Origin of the sequence: Corynebacterium sp. ED61, assembly GCF_015233855.1 — a bacterium.
Classification (GTDB): domain Bacteria; phylum Actinomycetota; class Actinomycetes; order Mycobacteriales; family Mycobacteriaceae; genus Corynebacterium; species Corynebacterium dentalis.
Window position 1 is genome coordinate 26671 of record NZ_JADGIT010000009.1, and the last position, 19637, is coordinate 46307.

Annotated in this window: 20 protein-coding genes; 9 read left to right on the forward strand and 11 right to left on the reverse strand. The window is 57.6% G+C overall.

The window, feature by feature from the left end:
• Positions 1-79: 79 nt before the first annotated feature.
• Entirely contained in the window at positions 80-601 is a 522-nt protein-coding gene (locus IM764_RS09270; protein WP_099299278.1) for a DUF1707 domain-containing protein, read from the reverse strand.
• A 248-nt stretch (positions 602-849) separates the two neighbouring features.
• Here IM764_RS09270 and IM764_RS09275 point away from each other — a divergent pair, with 248 nt between their 5' ends.
• Together IM764_RS09275 and IM764_RS09280 are read left to right on the forward strand one after the other, a co-directional pair.
• Positions 850-1191, forward strand: a complete 342-nt coding sequence (locus tag IM764_RS09275) for a transglycosylase family protein (RefSeq protein WP_194187631.1) — start codon at positions 850-852, stop codon at positions 1189-1191.
• Positions 1192-1346: 155 nt separating this feature from the next.
• Positions 1347-1979: a hypothetical protein gene (locus IM764_RS09280; protein WP_194187632.1), complete on the forward strand. Its 633-nt coding sequence runs from the start codon at positions 1347-1349 to the stop codon at positions 1977-1979.
• A 76-nt stretch (positions 1980-2055) separates the two neighbouring features.
• Here the strand turns inward: IM764_RS09280 and IM764_RS09285 are convergent, their stop codons facing one another.
• Entirely contained in the window at positions 2056-2754 is a 699-nt protein-coding gene (locus IM764_RS09285; protein ID WP_194187661.1) for a DUF4442 domain-containing protein, read from the reverse strand.
• Positions 2755-2899: 145 nt separating this feature from the next.
• Here IM764_RS09285 and IM764_RS09290 point away from each other — a divergent pair, with 145 nt between their 5' ends.
• Genes IM764_RS09290 through IM764_RS09300 form a run of 3 tightly spaced genes read left to right on the forward strand, consistent with a single transcriptional unit; the run spans position 2900 to position 6011 of the window.
• Positions 2900-3769, forward strand: a complete 870-nt coding sequence (locus tag IM764_RS09290) for an alpha/beta fold hydrolase (RefSeq protein ID WP_099299282.1) — start codon at positions 2900-2902, stop codon at positions 3767-3769.
• 11 nt (positions 3770-3780) lie between these two features.
• Positions 3781-5133 (forward strand): glycosyltransferase 87 family protein, encoded by a 1353-nt coding sequence (locus IM764_RS09295; RefSeq protein ID WP_099299283.1) that lies wholly within the window; start codon positions 3781-3783, stop codon positions 5131-5133.
• Between the two features lie 29 nt (positions 5134-5162).
• Complete coding sequence (locus IM764_RS09300; RefSeq protein ID WP_228073714.1) at positions 5163-6011, forward strand: HNH endonuclease family protein; 849 nt, start codon at positions 5163-5165, stop codon at positions 6009-6011.
• 128 nt (positions 6012-6139) lie between these two features.
• Here the strand turns inward: IM764_RS09300 and IM764_RS09305 are convergent, their stop codons facing one another.
• Together IM764_RS09305 and IM764_RS09310 are read right to left on the reverse strand one after the other, a co-directional pair.
• Entirely contained in the window at positions 6140-6733 is a 594-nt protein-coding gene (locus IM764_RS09305) for a DNA-3-methyladenine glycosylase (RefSeq protein WP_194187633.1), read from the reverse strand.
• A 3-nt stretch (positions 6734-6736) separates the two neighbouring features.
• A complete protein-coding gene (locus IM764_RS09310) occupies positions 6737-7750 on the reverse strand; it encodes a DMT family transporter (protein WP_194187634.1) in 1014 nt (337 codons plus the stop codon).
• 178 nt (positions 7751-7928) lie between these two features.
• Here IM764_RS09310 and IM764_RS09315 point away from each other — a divergent pair, with 178 nt between their 5' ends.
• Together IM764_RS09315 and IM764_RS09320 are read left to right on the forward strand one after the other, a co-directional pair.
• Positions 7929-9101: a cystathionine gamma-synthase gene (locus IM764_RS09315; protein WP_194187635.1), complete on the forward strand. Its 1173-nt coding sequence runs from the start codon at positions 7929-7931 to the stop codon at positions 9099-9101.
• A gap of 24 nt (positions 9102-9125) precedes the next feature.
• On the forward strand, positions 9126-9695 hold the full coding sequence (locus IM764_RS09320; protein WP_194187636.1) for a GNAT family N-acetyltransferase: 570 nt from the start codon (positions 9126-9128) through the stop codon (positions 9693-9695).
• Positions 9696-9698: 3 nt separating this feature from the next.
• Here IM764_RS09320 and IM764_RS09325 read toward each other — a convergent pair whose 3' ends face one another.
• The gene (locus IM764_RS09325; RefSeq protein ID WP_194187637.1) at positions 9699-10406 is read right to left on the reverse strand and encodes a hypothetical protein; all 708 of its coding nucleotides are present in this window, start codon (positions 10404-10406) and stop codon (positions 9699-9701) included.
• 91 nt (positions 10407-10497) lie between these two features.
• Positions 10498-11598 (reverse strand): hypothetical protein, encoded by a 1101-nt coding sequence (locus IM764_RS09330; protein ID WP_194187638.1) that lies wholly within the window; start codon positions 11596-11598, stop codon positions 10498-10500.
• 243 nt (positions 11599-11841) lie between these two features.
• Here IM764_RS09330 and IM764_RS09335 point away from each other — a divergent pair, with 243 nt between their 5' ends.
• Entirely contained in the window at positions 11842-12615 is a 774-nt protein-coding gene (locus IM764_RS09335; RefSeq protein WP_194187639.1) for an SDR family oxidoreductase, read from the forward strand.
• A 6-nt stretch (positions 12616-12621) separates the two neighbouring features.
• Here IM764_RS09335 and IM764_RS09340 read toward each other — a convergent pair whose 3' ends face one another.
• The 3 genes from IM764_RS09340 to IM764_RS09350 are packed head-to-tail and all read right to left on the reverse strand — an operon-like array spanning position 12622 to position 16374.
• Positions 12622-12939 carry a YbjQ family protein gene (locus tag IM764_RS09340; RefSeq protein ID WP_099299292.1) on the reverse strand — a complete coding sequence of 106 codons (318 nt, stop codon included), beginning with the start codon at positions 12937-12939 and terminating at the stop codon, positions 12622-12624.
• Between the two features lie 49 nt (positions 12940-12988).
• The gene (locus IM764_RS09345) at positions 12989-15949 is read right to left on the reverse strand and encodes a DUF3427 domain-containing protein (protein WP_194187640.1); all 2961 of its coding nucleotides are present in this window, start codon (positions 15947-15949) and stop codon (positions 12989-12991) included.
• A 29-nt stretch (positions 15950-15978) separates the two neighbouring features.
• On the reverse strand, positions 15979-16374 hold the full coding sequence (locus IM764_RS09350; RefSeq protein ID WP_194187641.1) for a (deoxy)nucleoside triphosphate pyrophosphohydrolase: 396 nt from the start codon (positions 16372-16374) through the stop codon (positions 15979-15981).
• A gap of 136 nt (positions 16375-16510) precedes the next feature.
• On the opposite strand from IM764_RS09350, the gene IM764_RS09355 reads away from it, so the two are divergent.
• On the forward strand, positions 16511-17344 hold the full coding sequence (locus tag IM764_RS09355; protein WP_194187642.1) for an NAD-dependent deacylase: 834 nt from the start codon (positions 16511-16513) through the stop codon (positions 17342-17344).
• Between the two features lie 37 nt (positions 17345-17381).
• On the opposite strand, the gene IM764_RS09360 is transcribed toward IM764_RS09355, so the two are convergent.
• Both IM764_RS09360 and IM764_RS09365 read right to left on the reverse strand, forming a co-directional pair.
• A complete protein-coding gene (locus tag IM764_RS09360; RefSeq protein ID WP_194187643.1) occupies positions 17382-18071 on the reverse strand; it encodes an MOSC domain-containing protein in 690 nt (229 codons plus the stop codon).
• Positions 18025-19560, reverse strand: a complete 1536-nt coding sequence (locus IM764_RS09365; protein ID WP_099299297.1) for an RNA-binding domain-containing protein — start codon at positions 19558-19560, stop codon at positions 18025-18027. The genes IM764_RS09360 and IM764_RS09365 overlap by 47 nt, the downstream gene beginning before the upstream one ends.
• Positions 19561-19637: the final 77 nt, after the last annotated feature.

Sequence of the window (19637 nt, forward strand, 5' to 3'; positions counted from 1 at the left end):
CCAATACGGGGGTGATGGGGAAGAGTTGGTGAGAACAGTCAGAGAAGACCGGCAAGAGCAACTGAGCAGCGATGGCGCGCTACTGGCCGAGTTCCCTCTTGCGTTCGTAGGCCTGCTGGATGCGCTTCTGGCGCTCTGCCTTGTGCTTTTCCTCCAGCTCTTCGTAGATTTCTTCTTCTGAATCGTCGAGGCCGATGATTTCGCGAGCGACCCATGAACCAATGGCGGCGACTGGGAACACGATCCACCATTTATCAGTGATTTCCGTGAAGATGCCCACGAACATGATGATGATCGCGATACCCCACAGGGCAGCGTCAATCGTGTTGACCAGCTTCCCCTTGCGGCGAACCTCTTGGAGCTCATGCTCGGCCTCGAGGGGAGAAACGTCCTGGGCCGACTGTGATTCTGGCGCTGTTGCGGCAGGCAAGTCTGCGATCAGCGCATCAAGTTCAGATTTGTACATGGCCTGGGCAGCTTGGCCTGTCCGATCTTCAAACTCCTGGACGTTTAAATAGCCACTAGCAAAGCGCTCTGAGAGTAGATCGATGGCGCGGGAGCGCTCAGGGTCGCCGATGCGCATTTCCGGAGTGTTTTCCATGGCCGCAAGCTCCCTTTCTAAGAATTTTAAGAATATAACGATTGTATCAAGTTGTAACCGTCGTGCGCTGGGGAAACGAACGTCGGAAAGGCCGAAAAGGCCAGCCAAATGAGGGTTCTGAAGCGCAAATTGGCTTGACAGGGCGCGGGGGAGCTCCCGTAGTTTGGCTCGCCATGGGTCGCCGAGGATCTTCCCGGCAGTGCCCCGCACGTTCAATGCGAAATTATTCGAAGGAGTGCACAACACTCATGCAGAACAAGACCGCAAAGACAGTACGTAACCTTTTCGTAGGATCTGGCATCGCAGCTGGACTCGCTTTGGCCGCAGCCCCACAGGCAGGCGCGGCGACGGTCGCGCAGTGGGATCAGGTGGCCGCTTGTGAGTCCGGTGGAGACTGGTCCATCAACACGGGCAACGGCTACTACGGCGGTTTGCAGTTCTCCCAGCAGACGTGGGACGGCTTTGGCGGCCAGCAGTATGCGCCATCCGCTGACCAGGCAACCAAGGAACAGCAAATTGCCGTTGCCGAGCGAGTTCTGGCACAGCAGGGCCCAGGTGCATGGCCTAACTGCGGCGGCCCACTCGGGTAAATCCGCCCGCTATTGCCACGAATGACAGGCTTTCTGCCTGCAGTTTGTGGCCAGTGGGGCTCATGGGATTACCACAACTTTCTCCAACCATGCTTGGCTAATCTGTAGCATCGGTACGTAAAGCGCGAGAAAATCGCACACGAAAGGAAACTCTCATGAGCAACCCACACAACTACAACGATGACCAAACGCGACAGTTCCGGCCATCTCAGGACGGGTACTCAGACCAGCGCGGCTACCCGCAGGACGGCTACGGCGGTTATCCCCAAGACAATCACGCACAGGGACATCAACAGGCTCCGCCACAGCAAGCTGCTTATCAGCAGCAAGGTGATCCGGACTGGGGCAAGAAGCAGAAGTCTGGCCTCATCGCAGGCCGTTTCGATGCCACCAAGGTCATCGTCAACCTGATCGTCCTCGGTGTGCTCGCGGCAGCAGTGACCTTCGCGGCTGTGTTCGTGGTGGATCTTGTGCTGAGCCAGTTCACCGGAGTGAGCTCCGGCGGCGTGGGCACGGCGATTGTCACTGGTGTCATCGCTGGCATCGTCGGTGTTCTCGCTGGTCTGCTGTACATCCCCGTGGTGGGCACCGGCAATGAGCACCTCTATGGCCTCGCGGTGATTGCGCTGGCCGTGGTGGCCGCGATCGTGTGGGTGCTCCTCGGCGGATTGCTCGACGGCGACTGGCGCACGCTCATTACTCTCACCGGGATCATCGCCACGGCGATGACGGCCTACGCTTCCCGGCAGCGCATCGAGGCTGCTGACGTGCGTGGAGGCCGCTACTAAGCGGCATCGTTTAGCACTAAAGCCCTTCACCTCAGATCCTGATTGCTGAGGTGAAGGGCTTTTGCCATGTTTCCAACTAGCCCAGGTACTCCTCCGGAATATCCAGCGCTAGTAGATCCTCCCGCGTCCTATCGGACTTCTCCAGCACCTGCTGGCACACAAAGCGCATCTGATCCCGCGGATCAGGGATCCGGCGCTGTTCAGACATCAGCACCGTCAAAACATCCGGCCGGTCCTTGAACACGTGCCACACCAGCGTGGTGGCCAGGGATTCCAGGACCAGGCCATTGGCGTGCTTTGCCTGTTGCGGGGCGTCGACACGCTTGCCGCCACCACGAGGGCGCGCGTGCAAAGACTGCTGCCCGATGCCTACCACGGATCCATCGCGGTTCTTAATCACGCAGGTATAAGGCACGTTGCAATAACCGTCCTCGGCAACGGTATCTCGGACCCACTTTTCTAGCTCGCGGGTGAACTCCACGTCCATATATGCGCCGTTGCGACCAGGGGCCAAGTACTGGAACGTGCCCGTGCGGGTCCACACCTCAAAGTCCTTGCCCAACACGCGAGCGATGATGGTGCCGAAGAGGAAATCGGTCATCGCATACAGGGTTCCACCGAAGGCAGCGCCGTGCATATTCGCATTCCACGGCGCTAATTTCAGCTCCACGCGGGCGGCGCGCCAGTCCTGGCTAATGTCCATGATGCGCACGCCGGAACCAGCCAGCGGAGGCCAAGCGTTCATAGTGTGGCGTAGGCGGTCCGGCGATTGCATGGCCCATGCGGTGATGGTGGTTGGCAATCGGGCGATCGACTTCTGTGCGTCGCGCAGTGCAGCGCGGGGATTTTGAAGCAACTTCATTTGCACGAGTCTACCTTTTTGGCGGTGGCGTCGGATATAAAAATGTAACCTTGCGCCCATGGACACGGTAACCATCACCACGGACGACGGCCACCAACTGGTAGGCCAGTTGCTCCTCCCAGAGACAGACTCTGAAGATACGCGCGCGGCCGTGGTTCTCCACCCAGCAACGGGTGTTAACCAGCACCTCTACCGCAAGTTCGCTGAGCACCTCATCGTCCGCGGTTGGCCCACGCTCATCTACGATCTGCGTGGTTCCGGGCTCAGTGAGCAACCTGGCGATGCGAAGAACAAGGACATGAAGATGTCCGATTGGATTCTTCACGACGTCCCCTCGGCCACACGCTGGCTGCAGGAGCGCTACCCAGATCGGAAGATCCTTGCCGTGGGCCACTCGGTGGGCGCGCACGGCATGATCGCCACCCAGCGCGATACCCACGTGGACGCGATGGTGATGGTCGCTGCACACGCGGGCATCACCCGTCTGATCAGTACGTTTGCAGAGCGCCTGCGGATCGGCGCGGTGTTCAACGTGGTCACGCCGCTGACCTACCGCTTCCTGGGTTACGTGCCCGTGGAAAAGCTCGGCATAGGTAGATCCATCCCCGCCGGCGTCATGCATCAGTGGTCCGGGTGGTCGCGAAAGCGTGGCTATTTCTTTGACGACGACACCCTTGACCTCACCCAGCGCTTCCACCAAGCCACGGGTCCGCTGCTCTCGCTTGTCTTCACCGATGATCTCTGGGCCAATCGCGCCGCCGTGGACGTGCTGACGGACCAGGCCACACAAGCGCAGGTGGAAAAGGTGGACGTGCCCTGCGGAAAGTCCACGGAAAACGGCCCGGTGGGGCACATGGGCTTCTACCGTTCGGCAAATAGCGCGCTGTGGCCGATTGTCTCTGATTGGTTGGCAGCACAGCTGGACTAGAATCAGGACGCATGTCTCATACTCTGCAGCATGACTCTGCGGCGGACGCGCGCGTTCTGAACGATCCACAAATGTCCCCGCGCCTGCCACTGTTGGTTCAGCGGTTGGCGCCCGTGGTTTGGATCGTTGGCCTTATTTCCCTGGCCGTCAATATGTACCAGGGCTTCGATCACACCCAGCACTCATTCTTGCTGGATGTGGGCGTATTCCGCGACGCTGGGCGGGCTTTGCTGGATGGCAATCCGCTGTATTCCGATGACTTCCCCACCCGCAGTGGCTTCCGTTTCATCTACCCGCCGTTTGCTGCGTTGCTGTTCGCTCCGCTGGCGTGGTTGACCGAGGGTCTGATGGAGTGGCTGTGGACGCTGGGCACGTTTGCCGCGGTGTTCGGCGTGATTGCGATGGCTACCTACCGCGCAGGTCTGGGGCGTGGGGTGGATGCACCGGCATCTGTGCAGGAAAAGGCATCGATTCTGACTCGTGGCACGTGGTGGATGTGGGCGCTGGCTTTGACTGGTTGCGCCATTAGCTTGGAGCCGATCACCTCCCACGTGATGTACGGCCAGATCAACATTTTCCTGGTGCTGTTGGTGACCGCGGACGTCCTGGGCTTTATGCCGCGCAAGGTACATGGGCTGGGCATCGGTATCGCTGCGGGTATCAAGATCACCCCTGCCGCGTACGCGTTGATTTTCCTGGTGCGTAAGGACTGGTGGTCGCTGGCGCGTTCGGCTGGTTTCTTCCTGGTCACGGCGGTGATAGGCTTTGCAGTTCGCACTCAGGATTCTTGGTACTTCTGGACGGTTGAGTTCTTCAATCCGGATCGTGGCGGTGCGCCACCGTATGTCCGCAATCAGGCGCTGACCGGGTTGCTTTCCCGCGGTGGCATGAATGAGGATCTGGCGCACACCATCATGGGGCCCGGGTTCCTGGTATTCGCGGTGCTGAGCATCATTGGTGCTTGGAAGTTGGAAAAGGCTGGTCGCCCGGTGGATTCATTGCTGCTGGTGGTGCTGGGCATCGTGGTGGCTTCGCCATTGGCGGTGACGCACCACTGGGCTGGCGTGGTGTTGATGTTCGTGCTGCTTTTCCGCCCGTTGAACAAGTGGGTGTTTGGCGCGCTGGTGCTATCCATCGTGGCGCACTTCTTCGGGTGGTACACGATCTACGGTGACGATTACTACGAGGCCGTTGACCTGCAAGGATTAGTGTTCCCGGAGTACTTCCTGGCTAATGCGCAGGGCATCACTGGCGTGCTGTTGTTCTTCGCGTTGTTCTTCACTGCGCTCAAGACACCGTCCCAGGCTGGTCCGCGAGACGGCGCGCACAGCGGGCGTTCGATTAGTCCCACCACCAGCGCCTAGTTTGTCTCAGGCGCCGATAGAAATAAGGTATGCAGTTTTCTCGTGTTGTGATTGATCGTCTCCGCTGGGTGCGGGCAGGTGTGCTTGCCGGGCTGGTCGCGGTGAGTTGTGTCCTCGTGTCTGGTTGCTCGGCCGTGCTTGATGAGCTTAGATATTCGATGCCAAGCTCCATCACCACCCTGCCCAATTCCGAGCCCCAGCAGGAGGGCGGCCTAGAGGATCCGAATGCTTCTCCCTCGCCTAGCTCAGTGGATACCCCAGAACCTTCCCCCGCCCCGGTGGAAGAGGAGCTGGATGAGGGCGAGTTAGGCGTCGGGAATCAGGGCGATCACGCCACCGCGATGCGCAACCTCCTGGCCACCTTGGAGGTTAAGGGGAGGGCGCCGAAGACGGGCTACTCTCGCGACCAGTTTGGACAGCGGTGGAAAGACATCGATAGAAACGGCTGTGACCAGCGCAATGACGTGCTGCAGCGGGACCTGCACAACGTTGATGCGCCGAAGGGATGCAAGGTGCTCAGCGGTGTGCTGGAGGATCCGTACACCGGCACTACGATCAACTTCCTGCGCGGGCAGGACACCTCTGCGATGGTGCAGATTGATCACGTGGTGGCCATGGCTGATGCGTGGCAAAAGGGCGCCCAGCAGCTCTCGGCGGAGCGTCGCGAGCAGTTCGCCAACGATCCGCTGAACCTCCTGGCGGTGGATGGTCCAGCAAACCAGCAAAAGGGTGCGGGAGATGCGGCCACCTGGCTACCGGCGAACAAGGCGTTTCGGTGCCAGTACGTGAGCATTCAAATCCAGGTGAAGGCGGAGTACCAGCTGTGGATCACGCCCGCTGAGCACGATGTCATGGATCGGGAGTTAGGGCGCTGCTAGCAGCTTTGTGGTTTGACTCCCAGGAATGGCGGACCAGCTCCTCGAGGACGTTCATATCAATGTCCTCGAGCTTGTTCACGTACACGCATCCGGCGCCGCGCGAAAAATCTTCGTGCGCCAAGGCTGGTCTATCGCCGCGGAGTTGTCACCGTCTTATCCCCGGGGATCCAGAACCGCAGTGGCGCGTCCGCATTTTTGGTGATGCCAATGCGTGGACCCACTCGAAACTCGGGCACGCTGACACCCTCGTGGAGATAGAGGGCATTGTCCGAAACGGGCTGATCAAGATCAAAAGGCTCCTCCACCTGCCCCACCTCAAGCCCATTGAGGTTCAGGTCAAACCCCATCGCACTGCCGAGATTCCCTGGTCCGCGCGCGAGTGCTTCGTCAACAGGCTTTGTGCCCCTTCGCTCGCGCACCACGTCCATCCCTGCGAGCACCCGTGCGCCGCGCAGCAGCACTCCGCCTGCGGTGCCGTCTGGACTGCACACGAGGTTGCCCGCTCGGTGGATGCCGTAGCTGGCATACACGTATAGGTGGCTGGGTGGGCCGAACATGGTTGCGCACCGTGGGGTGAGACCTTTGTATGCGTGCGATGCCGGATCCGCCTCCCCCAGGTAGGCCTCCACCTCAGTGAGTTGCACGGCCACGGGTCCGTGGCGGAGTACCGCCCCGAGAAGCTGTGGGGCGACGATATCGGCTGGCTGTCTGAAGTCGATCATGGGCTAACCCACCAGCCGAACCAGCGCCACGCCCACCAGCATCACCAGCAGTCCGGCGATTTTCGCCTTGGTCACCGGCACGCGCGGCGCTCCCATCAGCCCAAAGCGATCCACCAGCAGGGAGCCCACCATCATGCCCAACAGTGTGGCGATGACCGTCATTCCGGTGCCGATTTGAGCCACCATAATCGCCTGGGTGGTGACAAAAATCGCGCCGATGAAACCGCCAATCCACATCCACGGCGGGTTCTTTTCGCTTTGCGCATCCTTTTCATGTGAAGCCGGAAGGCGCTTGACCTTCAGCGGTTGTCTGCCAAAAATCACCAGCACGGCAAGCACTGCCACGCCCACCGCGAAGCTGACCGTCGCGGCACGCACGGGTGAGTTTAGAAGCTGGCCGAGGTGGGAATTGATCGTCGCCTGTGCTGCAACGAAGCCGCCGACGCACACGCCGAGGAGTCTCCACAGCCACACCTGCGGGCCGCGCATGGCGTGTGATTCGGGTGAGTTTGGCGTCGAAATAGAAGATGAAGAAGCGGCGCGGCGTGGACGAACTACACCCACGGCGATGAGCACGCCCAGAATCACCAGTACAGCACCCAGAATGCGCGGCGCGGTGAGGGAAGATTGCGGAGCATGGAACAGGCCAAAGTGGTCGATGATCAGGCCAGATATAATCTGCCCGGCGATCGGCAACACCACCGTCTGCAGCGCGCCAAGGCGCGGGAAGAGCAGGATATTTCCCAGGAGCATGGCCACGCCCGCCACGCCGCCCAACCAGATCCACCATGGCGCTGAGCCGTAGTCCGGACTGGTGCCGCCATGCAGGTCGATGATCCCGGGAAGCACCGCGCCCGTCGCCACCAAAGAAGCGACCGTGAGCAGGGTAAACCCGATGGAAAACGAGTAAAAGATGGCGGAAATTGGGGCGCCGACGCTCAACTTCAGCCTGGTGTTCGCCGCAGTTTGGATGGGGAGAAGGCAACCGACGAGGATTCCGCACGCGACCAACAACATAGATCGAACTATAGTTCCCGCACTATGCGAGCGGGGAAGTGGTGGGTAGAGGGTGCGTTGGGCAAAATGTCCTAAAAGTGGACAGCTTGGTCTATTCTGGGGCACGATACCTTTCAACCTTGCACTCGACGCGCACCATCGCTCGAGTTGCACTCCGATACGCACCAAAGGAGCCGCCATGGCAACGGACAACGCTCAGGCGAACAACTCGGGCTTCGATACCGCAGCAATTCACGCGGGCTATGAGCCAGACCAGGCCATGGGATCCATCAACGTTCCCATCTACGCCTCCACCACGTTTGCGCAGAACGCCCCCAATGTCTTGCGCGGAGGTTTCGAATACGGCCGCGTGGCCAACCCCACCGTCGCCAGCCTGGCCAAGACTATCGCGGCGCTGGAGGGCGCGGAGTTTGGCAAGGTCTTCGCCTCCGGCATGGCCGCCACGGACATTATCTTGCGCGCGATCCTGCGCCCCGGCGATCACCTGATCATGGGCCACGATGCCTACGGTGGCACCTATCGCCTCATCGATTCCGTCTTTACCCAATGGGGTATCGAGTTCAGCGTGGTAGACACCACTAAGCCGCAGCAGGTGGCAGACGCACTGCGGGACAACACCAAGGTCGTCTGGTTGGAGACCCCCACCAATCCGCTGCTGGCCATCACGGATGTGGCCGAGGTGGCGCGCAAGATCAAGGGATCCGACGCCACGCTCATCGTGGACAACACATTCTGCAGCCCCTACCTGCAACGCCCTCTCGAGCTCGGCGCGGACGTGGTGGTGCACTCGACCACCAAGTACATCGGTGGCCATTCGGACGTGGTCGGCGGGGCAGTCGTGCACAACAGCGCCGAGTTGGATGAGGCGGTCGATTTCCTCCTCGGTGGTGCGGGGCCCATCGCCTCTCCTTTCGACGCCTACCTGAACGCACGTGGAGTCAAGACCCTGGGCGTGCGCATGGACCGGCATTGCCAGAACGCGCAGACCATCGCGGAGTTCCTAGAAGCACGCGAGGAAGTTGCCGAGGTGCTGTACCCAGGACTTGAATCGCACCCGGATCATGAGATCGCTGCACGCCAGGGCACCGGAAAGGGCTTCGGCGGAATGATCTCCGTGCGGATGGGCAGCGAGGAAGCTGCGCTGAAGTTCTGCCAGTCCACGGAACTGTTCTGCCTTGCCGAGTCCTTGGGCGGCGTGGAATCCCTGCTGGAGCACCCCGCAACGATGACCCACCAGTCTGTGGCCGGCTCCCAGCTGGAGGTTCCTCGTGACTTGGTGCGTCTGTCTGTGGGTATCGAAAATATTGAGGATCTGTTGGAGGATGTTGAAGCTGCACTGGAGAAGCTGTAGCCATTTGCGGGTAACCTCGGGTACATGTCTGACAACACTGAAAACCAGTCCTCGTCTTATGATCCGAACCGCATTACCCACATCCGCCCGGAGCGCCCGGCGGAAGTAGGAGTAATCAATGCTCTGGTGATGCAGGCCTTCGCCGATAATCCCGGTGGAGACGGACACCAGAGCTTCATGGTGGAAAAGCTCCGCGATGCAGGTCAGCTGACCTTTAGCTTCGTGTCCATCAACGAAGGTCGCCCAGTGGGACACGTCTCCGTGCTGCCCGTCACCGTCACCACCGATCAGGGCAAAACGGAAATCTCTGACGTCTACGCCATCGGCCCCGTGGCAGTTCTTCCTGATCTGCAGGATGCTGGCCAGGGCGCTGCGCTGGTCAACCACGCTGTGGGAGCACTGCACGGCCTCGGCGCCAAGGCAGTTGTGGCCTATGGTTACGAAGATTTCTTCTCCCGCTTCGGATTCACCCAGGCCGAAGGCCTCGAGTTCCCCGCCGGTGATTCCGCCAAGCTGCAGATCCTTAACCTTACCGAGGATGAACTGACCTCCGGCACGGTGACGTACCCAGAGGCATTCGAAGCTGCGCTCTAAGCGTTAGTTGTAGCCCAGCTGGTCGAAAATCTGGGTCATCTGATACTCGCCACCTTGGACATATTCGATCCGCAGACTCACTGCCTGGCTCGGATTGGCGATGATCAGCGTCTGCATGCCTGACTCGTTGCCCACCATCGCGGCGAAGTTATCTGGAGTATCCGAAACGATGCTGTGATGCGCGCTGTCCTTGGCATCACTGACCACACTGTTGGTGTAGTTCGCGTCATCCAGCACATCGATGGACTCTAACGCCCAAGCGGAATCTGCCGCTCCCGTGCAGTTCACACCGCGCAGGTAGTCGCCTGATTCCTCATCGTCGCCAGGCTGTTCCAGCGTGAACCCAGATTCCTCGCACTCCGCGAGCCACCCATCGAGGTTGACTGGCAGATTCTTGCGGAAGTAATCCGGCAGAGAGTCATCCGCCGCGTTGGTGCGTAGCTGCGCGCTGGGAAACTGCGGTGAATCGTCGCTGTTCGGCGCCAAGCCTTGCGTAGATTCCGAACTGCTTTCAGAGCTACCAGGGCTGGTATCGCCATCGCTGTGGGCGACGATGGAGAAAACGAAAGCTCCCACATAAATCATCACCACGATCACCGCCAGAACAATGAACGTGATCAGCGCGGGAATGTTGGCCTTGTGCGCGTTACCGCCTGGTGGCAGGCCATATTGATTCTGCCGGGGATCGATGTTGGCGGGCTGTCGTGGCAAAGGCTGACCCTGCCCAGGGGGCGTAGAACCATGATGGTGATATCCGTGGGGATTGTGGTTCACTTGCGTACCTCCTGGGCGAGCAATCCGTTTAGTTGACGGAGTAGCCCAACTCCTTGAGGACCTTCTTCATGGTGTCCTCGGTCATGTATTCCACTTCCAGGACTACACCCTTGTCTGGGTTGGAAATAATCAGCGTATCGGTGTTGTAATCGCCGTCCATCGCCACGAAGCTGGACGGTTCATCCTCGATGATCTGCTGGTACTCGGAAGACTTCGTCCGCTCCACCACGTTTGCGGCGTACTCGGCATCGTCGATGAAATCGATGCTGCGGAAAGCCCACTCGTGGTTCTTCGCACCCTTGCAGCTGTAGCCGTCCATATCGCGATCAGCGGACGAATCATCTTCGTACTGCAGGGTGAAGCTGACCTCTTCACATCCGTAAACCCAGTCCGAAACATCCTTTGGAAGATCGGTCTTGAACTTAGCGGGAAGGGAATCATCTGCTGATCCGTAGCCCTCGTAGCCGCTGTCGCTGGAGCTACTAGCGCTGGAATCGGAGGTCAGGCTGTCCTCCCAGTTGCCTGACTCCTCCGAGGATTCAGAAGAGGAGGAACTGGATTCGGAAGCGGAGGGGTCAGTGTTGTCGTCGTTACCAACGAACAGGAAGTACGCACCCACGATGAGGGCAATGACCAGGATCAGGGCGCCGATGATCAGGCCCACGCTCTTGCCGCTACCGCCGGAATTGTTGTTCATCGCGCCATACGGCTGGGCGCCACCGGGCTGGCCGTAGTGGTACTGGCCCTGCTGGCCAAAGTTCTGATTCTGTGGGCCTCCGAACTGTGGGTTCTGGCCGGGCTGGTTCGGTTGTCCGGGTTGGTTCGGCTGATTTGGGTAGCCTTGCGGGCCGCCAGCGAAACCCTGTTGGCCTGGCTGCCCGAAGTGTGGCTGACCTTGTTGTTGACCCGGCTGACCGAAACTGCCCTGGCCCGGCTGTGGTTGCTGAGGCTGGCCGTAACCTGCCTGCCCGTAACCCTGCTGACCCTGATCGCCCTGCCCATAGGACTGCTGGCCAGGATGCTGCTGGCCGAAGCCGGACTGCGAGTTCTCGTTGCCCTGAGAACCGTTGCCATTGGCGGAGTTATCGCCATTGCCATTCGAGGTAGGACCGTATGGATTATCGGACATTACTTCTCCTTTATTGGATGTCCATCAGGGCAGAATGTGCAGGGGAGACGACCAAGCCAGTGGAAACGTCACGGTCAGATTCACGGCACTGTGTGGCGCGCGTGAAAATAAAAATTGAAAAACTTATTGGTACCTAACGATATAGGCCGATTCTCAGGTTCGCTTTACAAAGTGCAAAACACCCCTCTGAATGGGGAGCAAGGAGTGCCTCGTGGCCGGTCGGAGCACGTAGAATCGCGTGGCATGAGCGCACTGAAGAAGTACAAGTCCCTTTCCACGGACGGCCGTTTTGCCGTTGTCACCGGCGCGAGCGCGGGTATTGGTGCTGCTACCGCCGAGTTTCTGGCTGCAGACGGGTGGCACGTTGTGCTCGCCGCGCGCCGGGAGGAGAAGTTGCGCGAGGTGGAGGCGCGCATCGCAGCGGATGGTGGGAAGTCCAGCGTCCTTGTTCTCGACGTCACCAATCAACAATCCATCGATGAATTTGCCCAGAACCTGGAAGAGGTCACCGCTGGGCGGGGTATTGATCTTCTGATGAACAATGCAGGTGGCGCTCGTGGACTGGACTCGGTACTCGAGGCTGACCCGGCGGACTGGCGGTGGATGTATGAGTCCAACGTCATGGGCACCTTGCAGGTCACCCGCGCGCTATTCGGCCAGCTCAAGGACACGGATGCCCCACAGATCATCAATGTGGTGTCCATGGCGGGCCGCGCGGCCTACCGCGGCGGGGCAGGCTATAACGCGGCGAAGTTCGGCGAAACGGCACTGACAGACGTGATGCGCATGGAATTCGCTGAACACGGAGTGCGCGTATGCCAGCTAGATCCGGGCCGAGTGGCCACGGATTTCTCAGTGAATCGGTTCAAGGGTGACGTCGAAAAGGCAAACAAGGTCTACAAAGACAACCTAAACCTGACCGCCGAGGACATGGCGGAAACGGTGCGCTGGTTGGCTTCGCGACCACGCCACATGGACGTGGAGACGATCCTGATCAAGCCGCTTGACCAGGTGTGATGTTGCCTACTTGAGGGTGACCGCGGTGCCGGAGGCGGTGACCATGATCATGCCGCCCTGGCCGAGGGACTCGTAATCGATGTCCACGCCGACCACTCCGTGAGCGCCCAGCTCGATGGCACGCTGGACCATTTCGCCGAGGGCCATCTCGCGGGCCTGCATGATCTCGCCCTCGTAGTTGCCGGAGCGGCCGCCGACGATGTTGCGGATGCCGGCGCCGATGTCCTTGAACATGTTGATGCCCACAACCGTCTCACCTGCGACGATGCGGATGTATTGATCGATGGTGTGGCCTTCGACGGTGTTGGTGGTGGTGACGATCATGGTGGTGGCCTTTCTGTGGTTGCTTGGAGTTCGGGCGTCTGGCGCGATGTTACTTGGTTGAGTGGAGTGAGGCTTGCGGTTCAGCGGGCACGGCTCTGCGGTGTTCGAGGTACATGGACGGATCACCGACGAAGAAATCGAATAAACCATCGCTGACTGGTTGTTCGAGGTGAAGCTTCATCTCAACCACATTTACAGGCTTCGCATCTTTCCCAGGCATTTGGGTATCGCGGGAAGACGAAGGGGAAACCTTCCCGAGATAAAAGAATGCCGTGTTGTCCTTGTCTGACTTTTTCACAAGTAGGTGGAGGTCAGCTTCTCCATGGATGATCTTGCTCTCTGTTGGGCTGCCCATGGTTCGCTTTGATTTTGTGAACCAGCGCATGAGCGACGGGTCGAGAAACGCATCCTCATATTTCGTGGTTTCTGAGATCGCCTCATCTTTGTGATAAGTGACGAAAATTGGGCAAGTCATCGTTGCCTTGTCGAGCTTGTATCCGCCGATATTCTGCGGAATGTCAGACTTATTCCAGTTGAGAAGGCGTGTGACATCCTTACGGGAGTAAATTTTGCCGACCTTCATGTCAGAAGCCCAGTCATACTTGTGCCGAGCGAGATAGAGACCGGTTTCAATCACATCATCAACATGCTCTGTGAAGGTCGAAGATGTTCGATAGGCATTTGAAAATTCTGGATGGAGCGACAGTCCTGAACTTTGTGGGTCGAGGATCGGATGAAACTTGATGCGATCCGGCTCAGTGTAGAAGTCGAGAGTCAGGACTTGACGAACGGAATTTATGACAAAGTCAGAATTGGTCAATCCCTCTTGCTCGAGAATATCCTTGAACTGTTTCTTACTAAGCATGTTTTTTCTAAGCAATTCGCGGACAAGTATCAATTCATGTGGGCGCATTCCGTTGAGGATTTCCGTGTCGAGGAAGCGCAACATATTGCCTTCATCAACCGTGGGCAGAACTTTTACTTTCCCTAGTTTTTGAATGAATCCCCAGTAGTTCCTGTCTTTGCCCTTCAGATTGGAAGAAGTGCAAAGAAGAACAGGATCGATGGTGTCGAAGCGTGCGAAATCGATCCGCTTGGGTGTAGTGCCCAGTCGGAATTCCAACTCCTGGAAAGCAGACTTCAGGTTCGCAAAACTGTCCAATTTCACCTGGTCAAGCGATGCAAAGATTCGTTCCTTTGCGATGGAATCGAAGTTCACGCTAGAAACGCCCGCGATTGCGCCGCTGTTTTGAGCCTCGATAACTCGCTTCTTTATGCTGTGTTTGTTGCGAGAGTTATCGCCAAACAGTGCGATCGGAATGAGGAAGTTATTCGAATAATTGCCGATGAAGTCGATCACGCGAAGATGGTCTTTGCCAGCGTGCTTGCGCAGCCCGCGGCCCAGCTGTTGAGTAAAAATGATGCTGGACTGCGTGTTGCGGAGCATTACCACTTGGTTGACGGAGGGAATATCGATTCCCTCGTTAAAGATGTCGACCGTCAGAATGTAGTCAATATCTCCAGCTTTCAATAGCCCAACGGTTTGCTCTCGTTCATCCATGGAGGAATCACCGGTTAAGGCCTTGGTGCGCAGAATCCTTCCATTGACCGATTCCTGATTGAGTAGGTTGCTCATTTCGTGAGCTTCCCGCTTCGAACTGCAGAACATCAGGCCACGGACCTCACCCTTATGACCGTACTGACGGATCATCTTCAGTAGATGCCGAATTCGCTCTGGTTCGACTAGCTTGCTGAGTTCTGAGGTATCCGTGGTGGATTGTCCCCGATCATCGGTGTAATCCGTGACGCCGTAATAGTTGAACGGGGCCAGCATTTTCGACTCCAGGGCCTCTTGCAAGCGAATTTCGAAGGGAACGTTGTGGTCGAATAGCTCGAAGATGTTGAAGCCGTCGGTGCGTTCTGGAGTAGCAGTGAGTCCCAGTAATTTCTGAGGGTTGAAGTGCTTGATGATGTTCTGATACCCCATCGCACCAGCCCTGTGAACTTCATCAATCACGATGAAATCGAAGGCATGAGGGTCCAGTTGGTTCAGAGTCTCTGGCCGTGACAGAGATTGGATAGTCGCAAAGACGTACTTCGGGTCAAAGTCTTTATTCCGGCCCGCAATTTTTCCGCACTCAGCGTCGCTGAAGTTCAGTACCCTCTGAAACTCAGCTATAGCCTTATCGAGGATCTGTTCTCGGTGAACAATGAACAGAAAGCGCCTCGGCGCGGCTTGTCTGACGGCTAATGCGGCCAGAATGGTCTTTCCCGTACCGGTGGCGGAGATGACCACGGCTCGCTTTTCCTCGGACTTCCATACCCGTTCAATGGCATCGAGTGCCTCTACTTGCATGTCATTAGGCACAATCTCACCGACGGGCAAGACTTTTTCGTCATCCGTTGTCAGATCATCCGGGGTGATCGTCGGTCGACGATGAGCAGCGTACTGATCGATCCAGTCTTGAGTGAGCGGATGACCATGAGCCTTCTGATCTTCTAACGTCGAATGAATCTGATCAACGATGTCTCCGTCCGGCATCGCTGAGAAGCGCAGATTCCATTCGTTATTGACCAACAGTGCATTGCGGGTCAGGTTGGAACTCCCCACTATTGCTGTGCTCGAACCTGCCTGCTCAAATACGTATGCCTTGGTGTGGAAAGGGCTGTTGCAATCCTCGTGAATAATCACTTGGACGTTGGGAAGATCCAGCAACTCCGAGAACACTTCAGGCGAATTGAAGTCCAAATAATTGGACGTGATGATGGTGCCCTCGCCGGGGAAGTCAATCAATGCTTGCTTCAAAAGGCCAAGTGCCCCGGTGGTTATGAAAGCTACAGAAAAGGTGAACGACCGCGATCGTTTGAGCTCATGCAAAATGGCCTTGAGCATGTGGTTGTCATCCCGATTGGCAACGAGCACCGGGTTATAGATTTGCGGAGATGACGTGTTGCGGTCAACAAAACCGAAGGATGTGTCCGCGAGTAAGGGATGGGAAGAACGCTGCATGTGTTGGGGTCTCTGATCCGTGGTGCCGGTTAACCGAGAACGCTCATGACTCGCTGAACCGCAGGAATATCAGCAGGAGCCCAGTCCAACTGGTCGAGGTTTTCTACATCCACCCAACGAGCCTCGACATGCTCGGTGAGTTCAATTTTTCGGTCTTCAAGAGTGGCAAAAAAGGTGGTCAAGATAACGATTCCAAAGTCATATTCGTATTCGGTGGTCGTCACCTCATCACCAATAGTAGCGGCGCAGTTGAGCTCTTCTTCTAATTCACGGAATAGAGCTTCCTTGGGCGTCTCGCCCTCTTCGATTTTTCCACCTGGGAATTCCCACATTCCAGTCAGCGACATGTCCGGTCCCCGCTGAGCCGCCAATACCTGCGATCCATCAGTCAATACAGCGCCAACGACATTGATTCGCTTCTTCACGCAAACTCCCGGTAGCTAGCAGATTATAGGTTGCTAATTCTTCGATAACTGCGTCTTGAACTCTCAAGGCGATACGTCAATCAGCGTAGCAATCATTCGCCCCAGCACCCGCCAATCACCAGCTACCCTCGAGGACATGAGCCACGTCATCGAGTTCAGTGCCAACGGCCATCCCGTGGATTCGCGCGGGAATGTGGCCGAGCTGCCCGCTGAGCTCGTTAAGGCCGCGCGCACCGCTCGCAACGTGGAGGTTTTCACTGGTGCGGGCATGAGCAAAGACTCCGGACTGGATACTTTCCGCGACGCACAGACCGGCATCTGGTCTCAGGTCGACCCGCAAGCAATGGGCAGTTTGAGCTCCTGGGCTCGCGATCCCGAACCCATACTGGCTTGGTATTTGTGGCGAGGAACGCTGTGCCGCCGAGCGGAACCGAACCTCGGCCACAGGGCGATCGCGAGCTGGTGGGGCAGAAGTGGCGTCGACCTACACATCACCACACAAAACATAGACGACCTGCACGAACGCGCCTTCGGTGACCACAACGAAGCTCGGCCCCGCATCGCTCACCTGCACGGGAGCCTGTTTTCCTATCGATGCTCGATTTGCCACAAGCCCGTCCGCACCCCGGAATTACCGCAGGAACAGGTAGAACGCGCCACGCCCACGGCCTGCTCATTGTGCGGAAACCCCGTGCGACCAGGGGTGGTCTGGTTCGGCGAATCGTTGCCGGAAAAAGAATGGGACCAGGCCGAAACCTCAATGCAGCAGGCAGACCTAGTGGTGATCGTGGGAACCTCCGGCGTGGTGTGGCCCGCGGCCGGGTTGCCGAGCATCGCTGCCGAACGTGGCGTGCCCATCGTGGAGGTCAGTCCGCAGCGCAGCGCCCTCACGGACCTGGCCACGTGGTCTTTAAGAACGACGGCAGCAATCGGCCTTCCCGCCATCGTTCAAGCACTCGGGGAAGAATAATCCGCCTTATCCGACGCTTGACCAGGCAGACGTGTGCTTAGCGGAGGAGGCGCTCCAACTGCTCGTGGTACATCGCGGGGAGGCAACCCGCGTCGACCGCCTTGCGCGCCAGTTCTTTATCGCCCATCTTGGCGCGGAATACCTCGCCCATGGTCACGCCGTGGCTGGGCGCCGGGCCAAAAGTGATGGCATCGCCAGGAGCGATTTCGCCGGGACAAATCACCCGGAAATAAGAGCCTGCCTGCGCACGCTGGGTAAAGGTCTTCATCCAGCCCTTTTGTTCCAACCATGCGCCAAACGTGCGACATGGCTGGCGGGCAACAGAGACCTCCAACACGGCAGTGCCAACGAACACCTGCTGGTTGATCACCACTGATGCCCAGTCCACGCCTACAGTCGTGAGGTTGTCCCCGAACGCGCCATTGTGCAGTGATTTGCCCAGCTCAGACTCCCAGTAATCCAACTCCTCGCGCGCCATGGCGTACACGGCTTTTTGCGCCCCACCGTGGTGCTTGGAATCGCCGATAATATCGCCGCGCACCCCGGAGCCATCGCCGTAATTGGGCCCCGGAGTGAAAACGGAAATCGAGTCGCACGGCTGCTTATTGATCCCGCTCACGCGATCCGCCCCTGCGGGATCAGGCTGGGGAACAGCCACGTTGGTGCTCAGAACCCGCTGCTCAGTCGTTGTTTGGCAGTGTTGTAGAGCTGTAAATGGTGCTGGCATTACCTTGCCCTCCGATCATGTCGATCCAACCGCTAGCGAGTAGGGGCTTGAGAGCATAACGGACCTGTCCTTCACTCAGCTGCGTTGCATCCATAATTTCTTGAATAGTTTTATTTTCTTCCGCTACGGAAGCGAAGACGATGGAGACGTTTTTTCCGTGGGGGAGCCGAAGATCAGATGTCTTTGTTGCATCCGCATTTGCCGATACTTGAGAGGGAGTGGGTTCGGGGGGGCTTGAAAAGGTGTGTTCAGCGGTCTTCTTCCTGCGGAAAATCACCTTGAAAGACACGCCAGAATTGATGAGTTTTGGCTGACGAAGGTTTGCGTACCGCGTGGCCTGGAAAACCTCGAGAATTCCGCCTCCTTCACCTTCCACAACAGCGTGGCCGTCAGATGTGACCGTTCGTTTTGCATGTTCGTAGAGCCGCTGATTCACTGCGGCCTTGGAAAGGTTGCTGCTTTCCAATTGAGAAACAGACACTCCCTTGAGTCCACCTGGGCTTTCGATGACGAGGGCGTCTTGAGTAATTCTGATCTCTACTCGTTTTCCGGCTCCCACGGTGTCCGGCCCGAGATCTCTGTGGATGAGAGCATTGGCAATCACCTCACGGATAGCGGTCATGGGAATTTCTGATTCCTGTACAAGATGCCCGCTCTCGTTGTACGTCCGGTCAGAAGAAATATTTTCCCGAACCCATTCCATCGAATCTTCAAGGAGTGCGGGAGCCGGGCCATCAAAGTGCTTTAGATTCTTGATTCTCCGGCCTGTGCCGTCAGAGGGAAGTTGTACTGCTGCGGTGATGCTGAGTGCAGGCAACTTAGCCTGTGGGTAGAAGCCAAGCGAATAAAGCCCTGCATACGTCAGTTCACCAGAACTGGAGGTCACTCCTGTGAGTTCTAGAATTTTCGAGTCGTCATTGATTTGGCCCAGCCTGCGGCTCTGGTTGCGGCATTTTGCTAGGTACTGCTTTAGTGCAGACTCATCGAGATCCGAGACACTTGAACCAGGCAGGGTTTTCAGGTCGTAATCATCCCGCTCCGTGTCATGGAGCGCTGCGACCTCCATCATGTGAAGATCGTTTGCATTCATCACATGGTCGCCGTCACCTTGGCGGAGCATTGCATTGCCCTTATACCTGGCAGGTTTTTGACTAGGTGACAACGGTTGTACCTGTACGATTAGAACTCGTTTGCCCCTGATCTCCACAGTCCAAAAGTCAAGATGCGGTGCTGGGACAACTGAATTTCTAGTTTGCGCAGCGACTTGATTTTGTAGCGCAGCAGCATCTTTTACCCCTCGAATTTCGAGGGAACTGTCAACACCAAGAAAAATGGTTCCACCGTCTGGCAGGTTTGCGAAAGCACACGTCGTTTCTGGGAGGTTTTCCGGCAACTGACGTGCCAGCTTGCACTCGATGAGGGTGGTGTCATCGCCAAGTGATTTAAGCTCGGCGAGGGCAACCTCTACCTGGTGCGCATTCCAGTTCATGTTTCAAACTGTAAATCTACAAACTGAAACTGTCAAAGTTTTAACAAGTTAACAGTTAAACTTTAGAACTTTTAGCG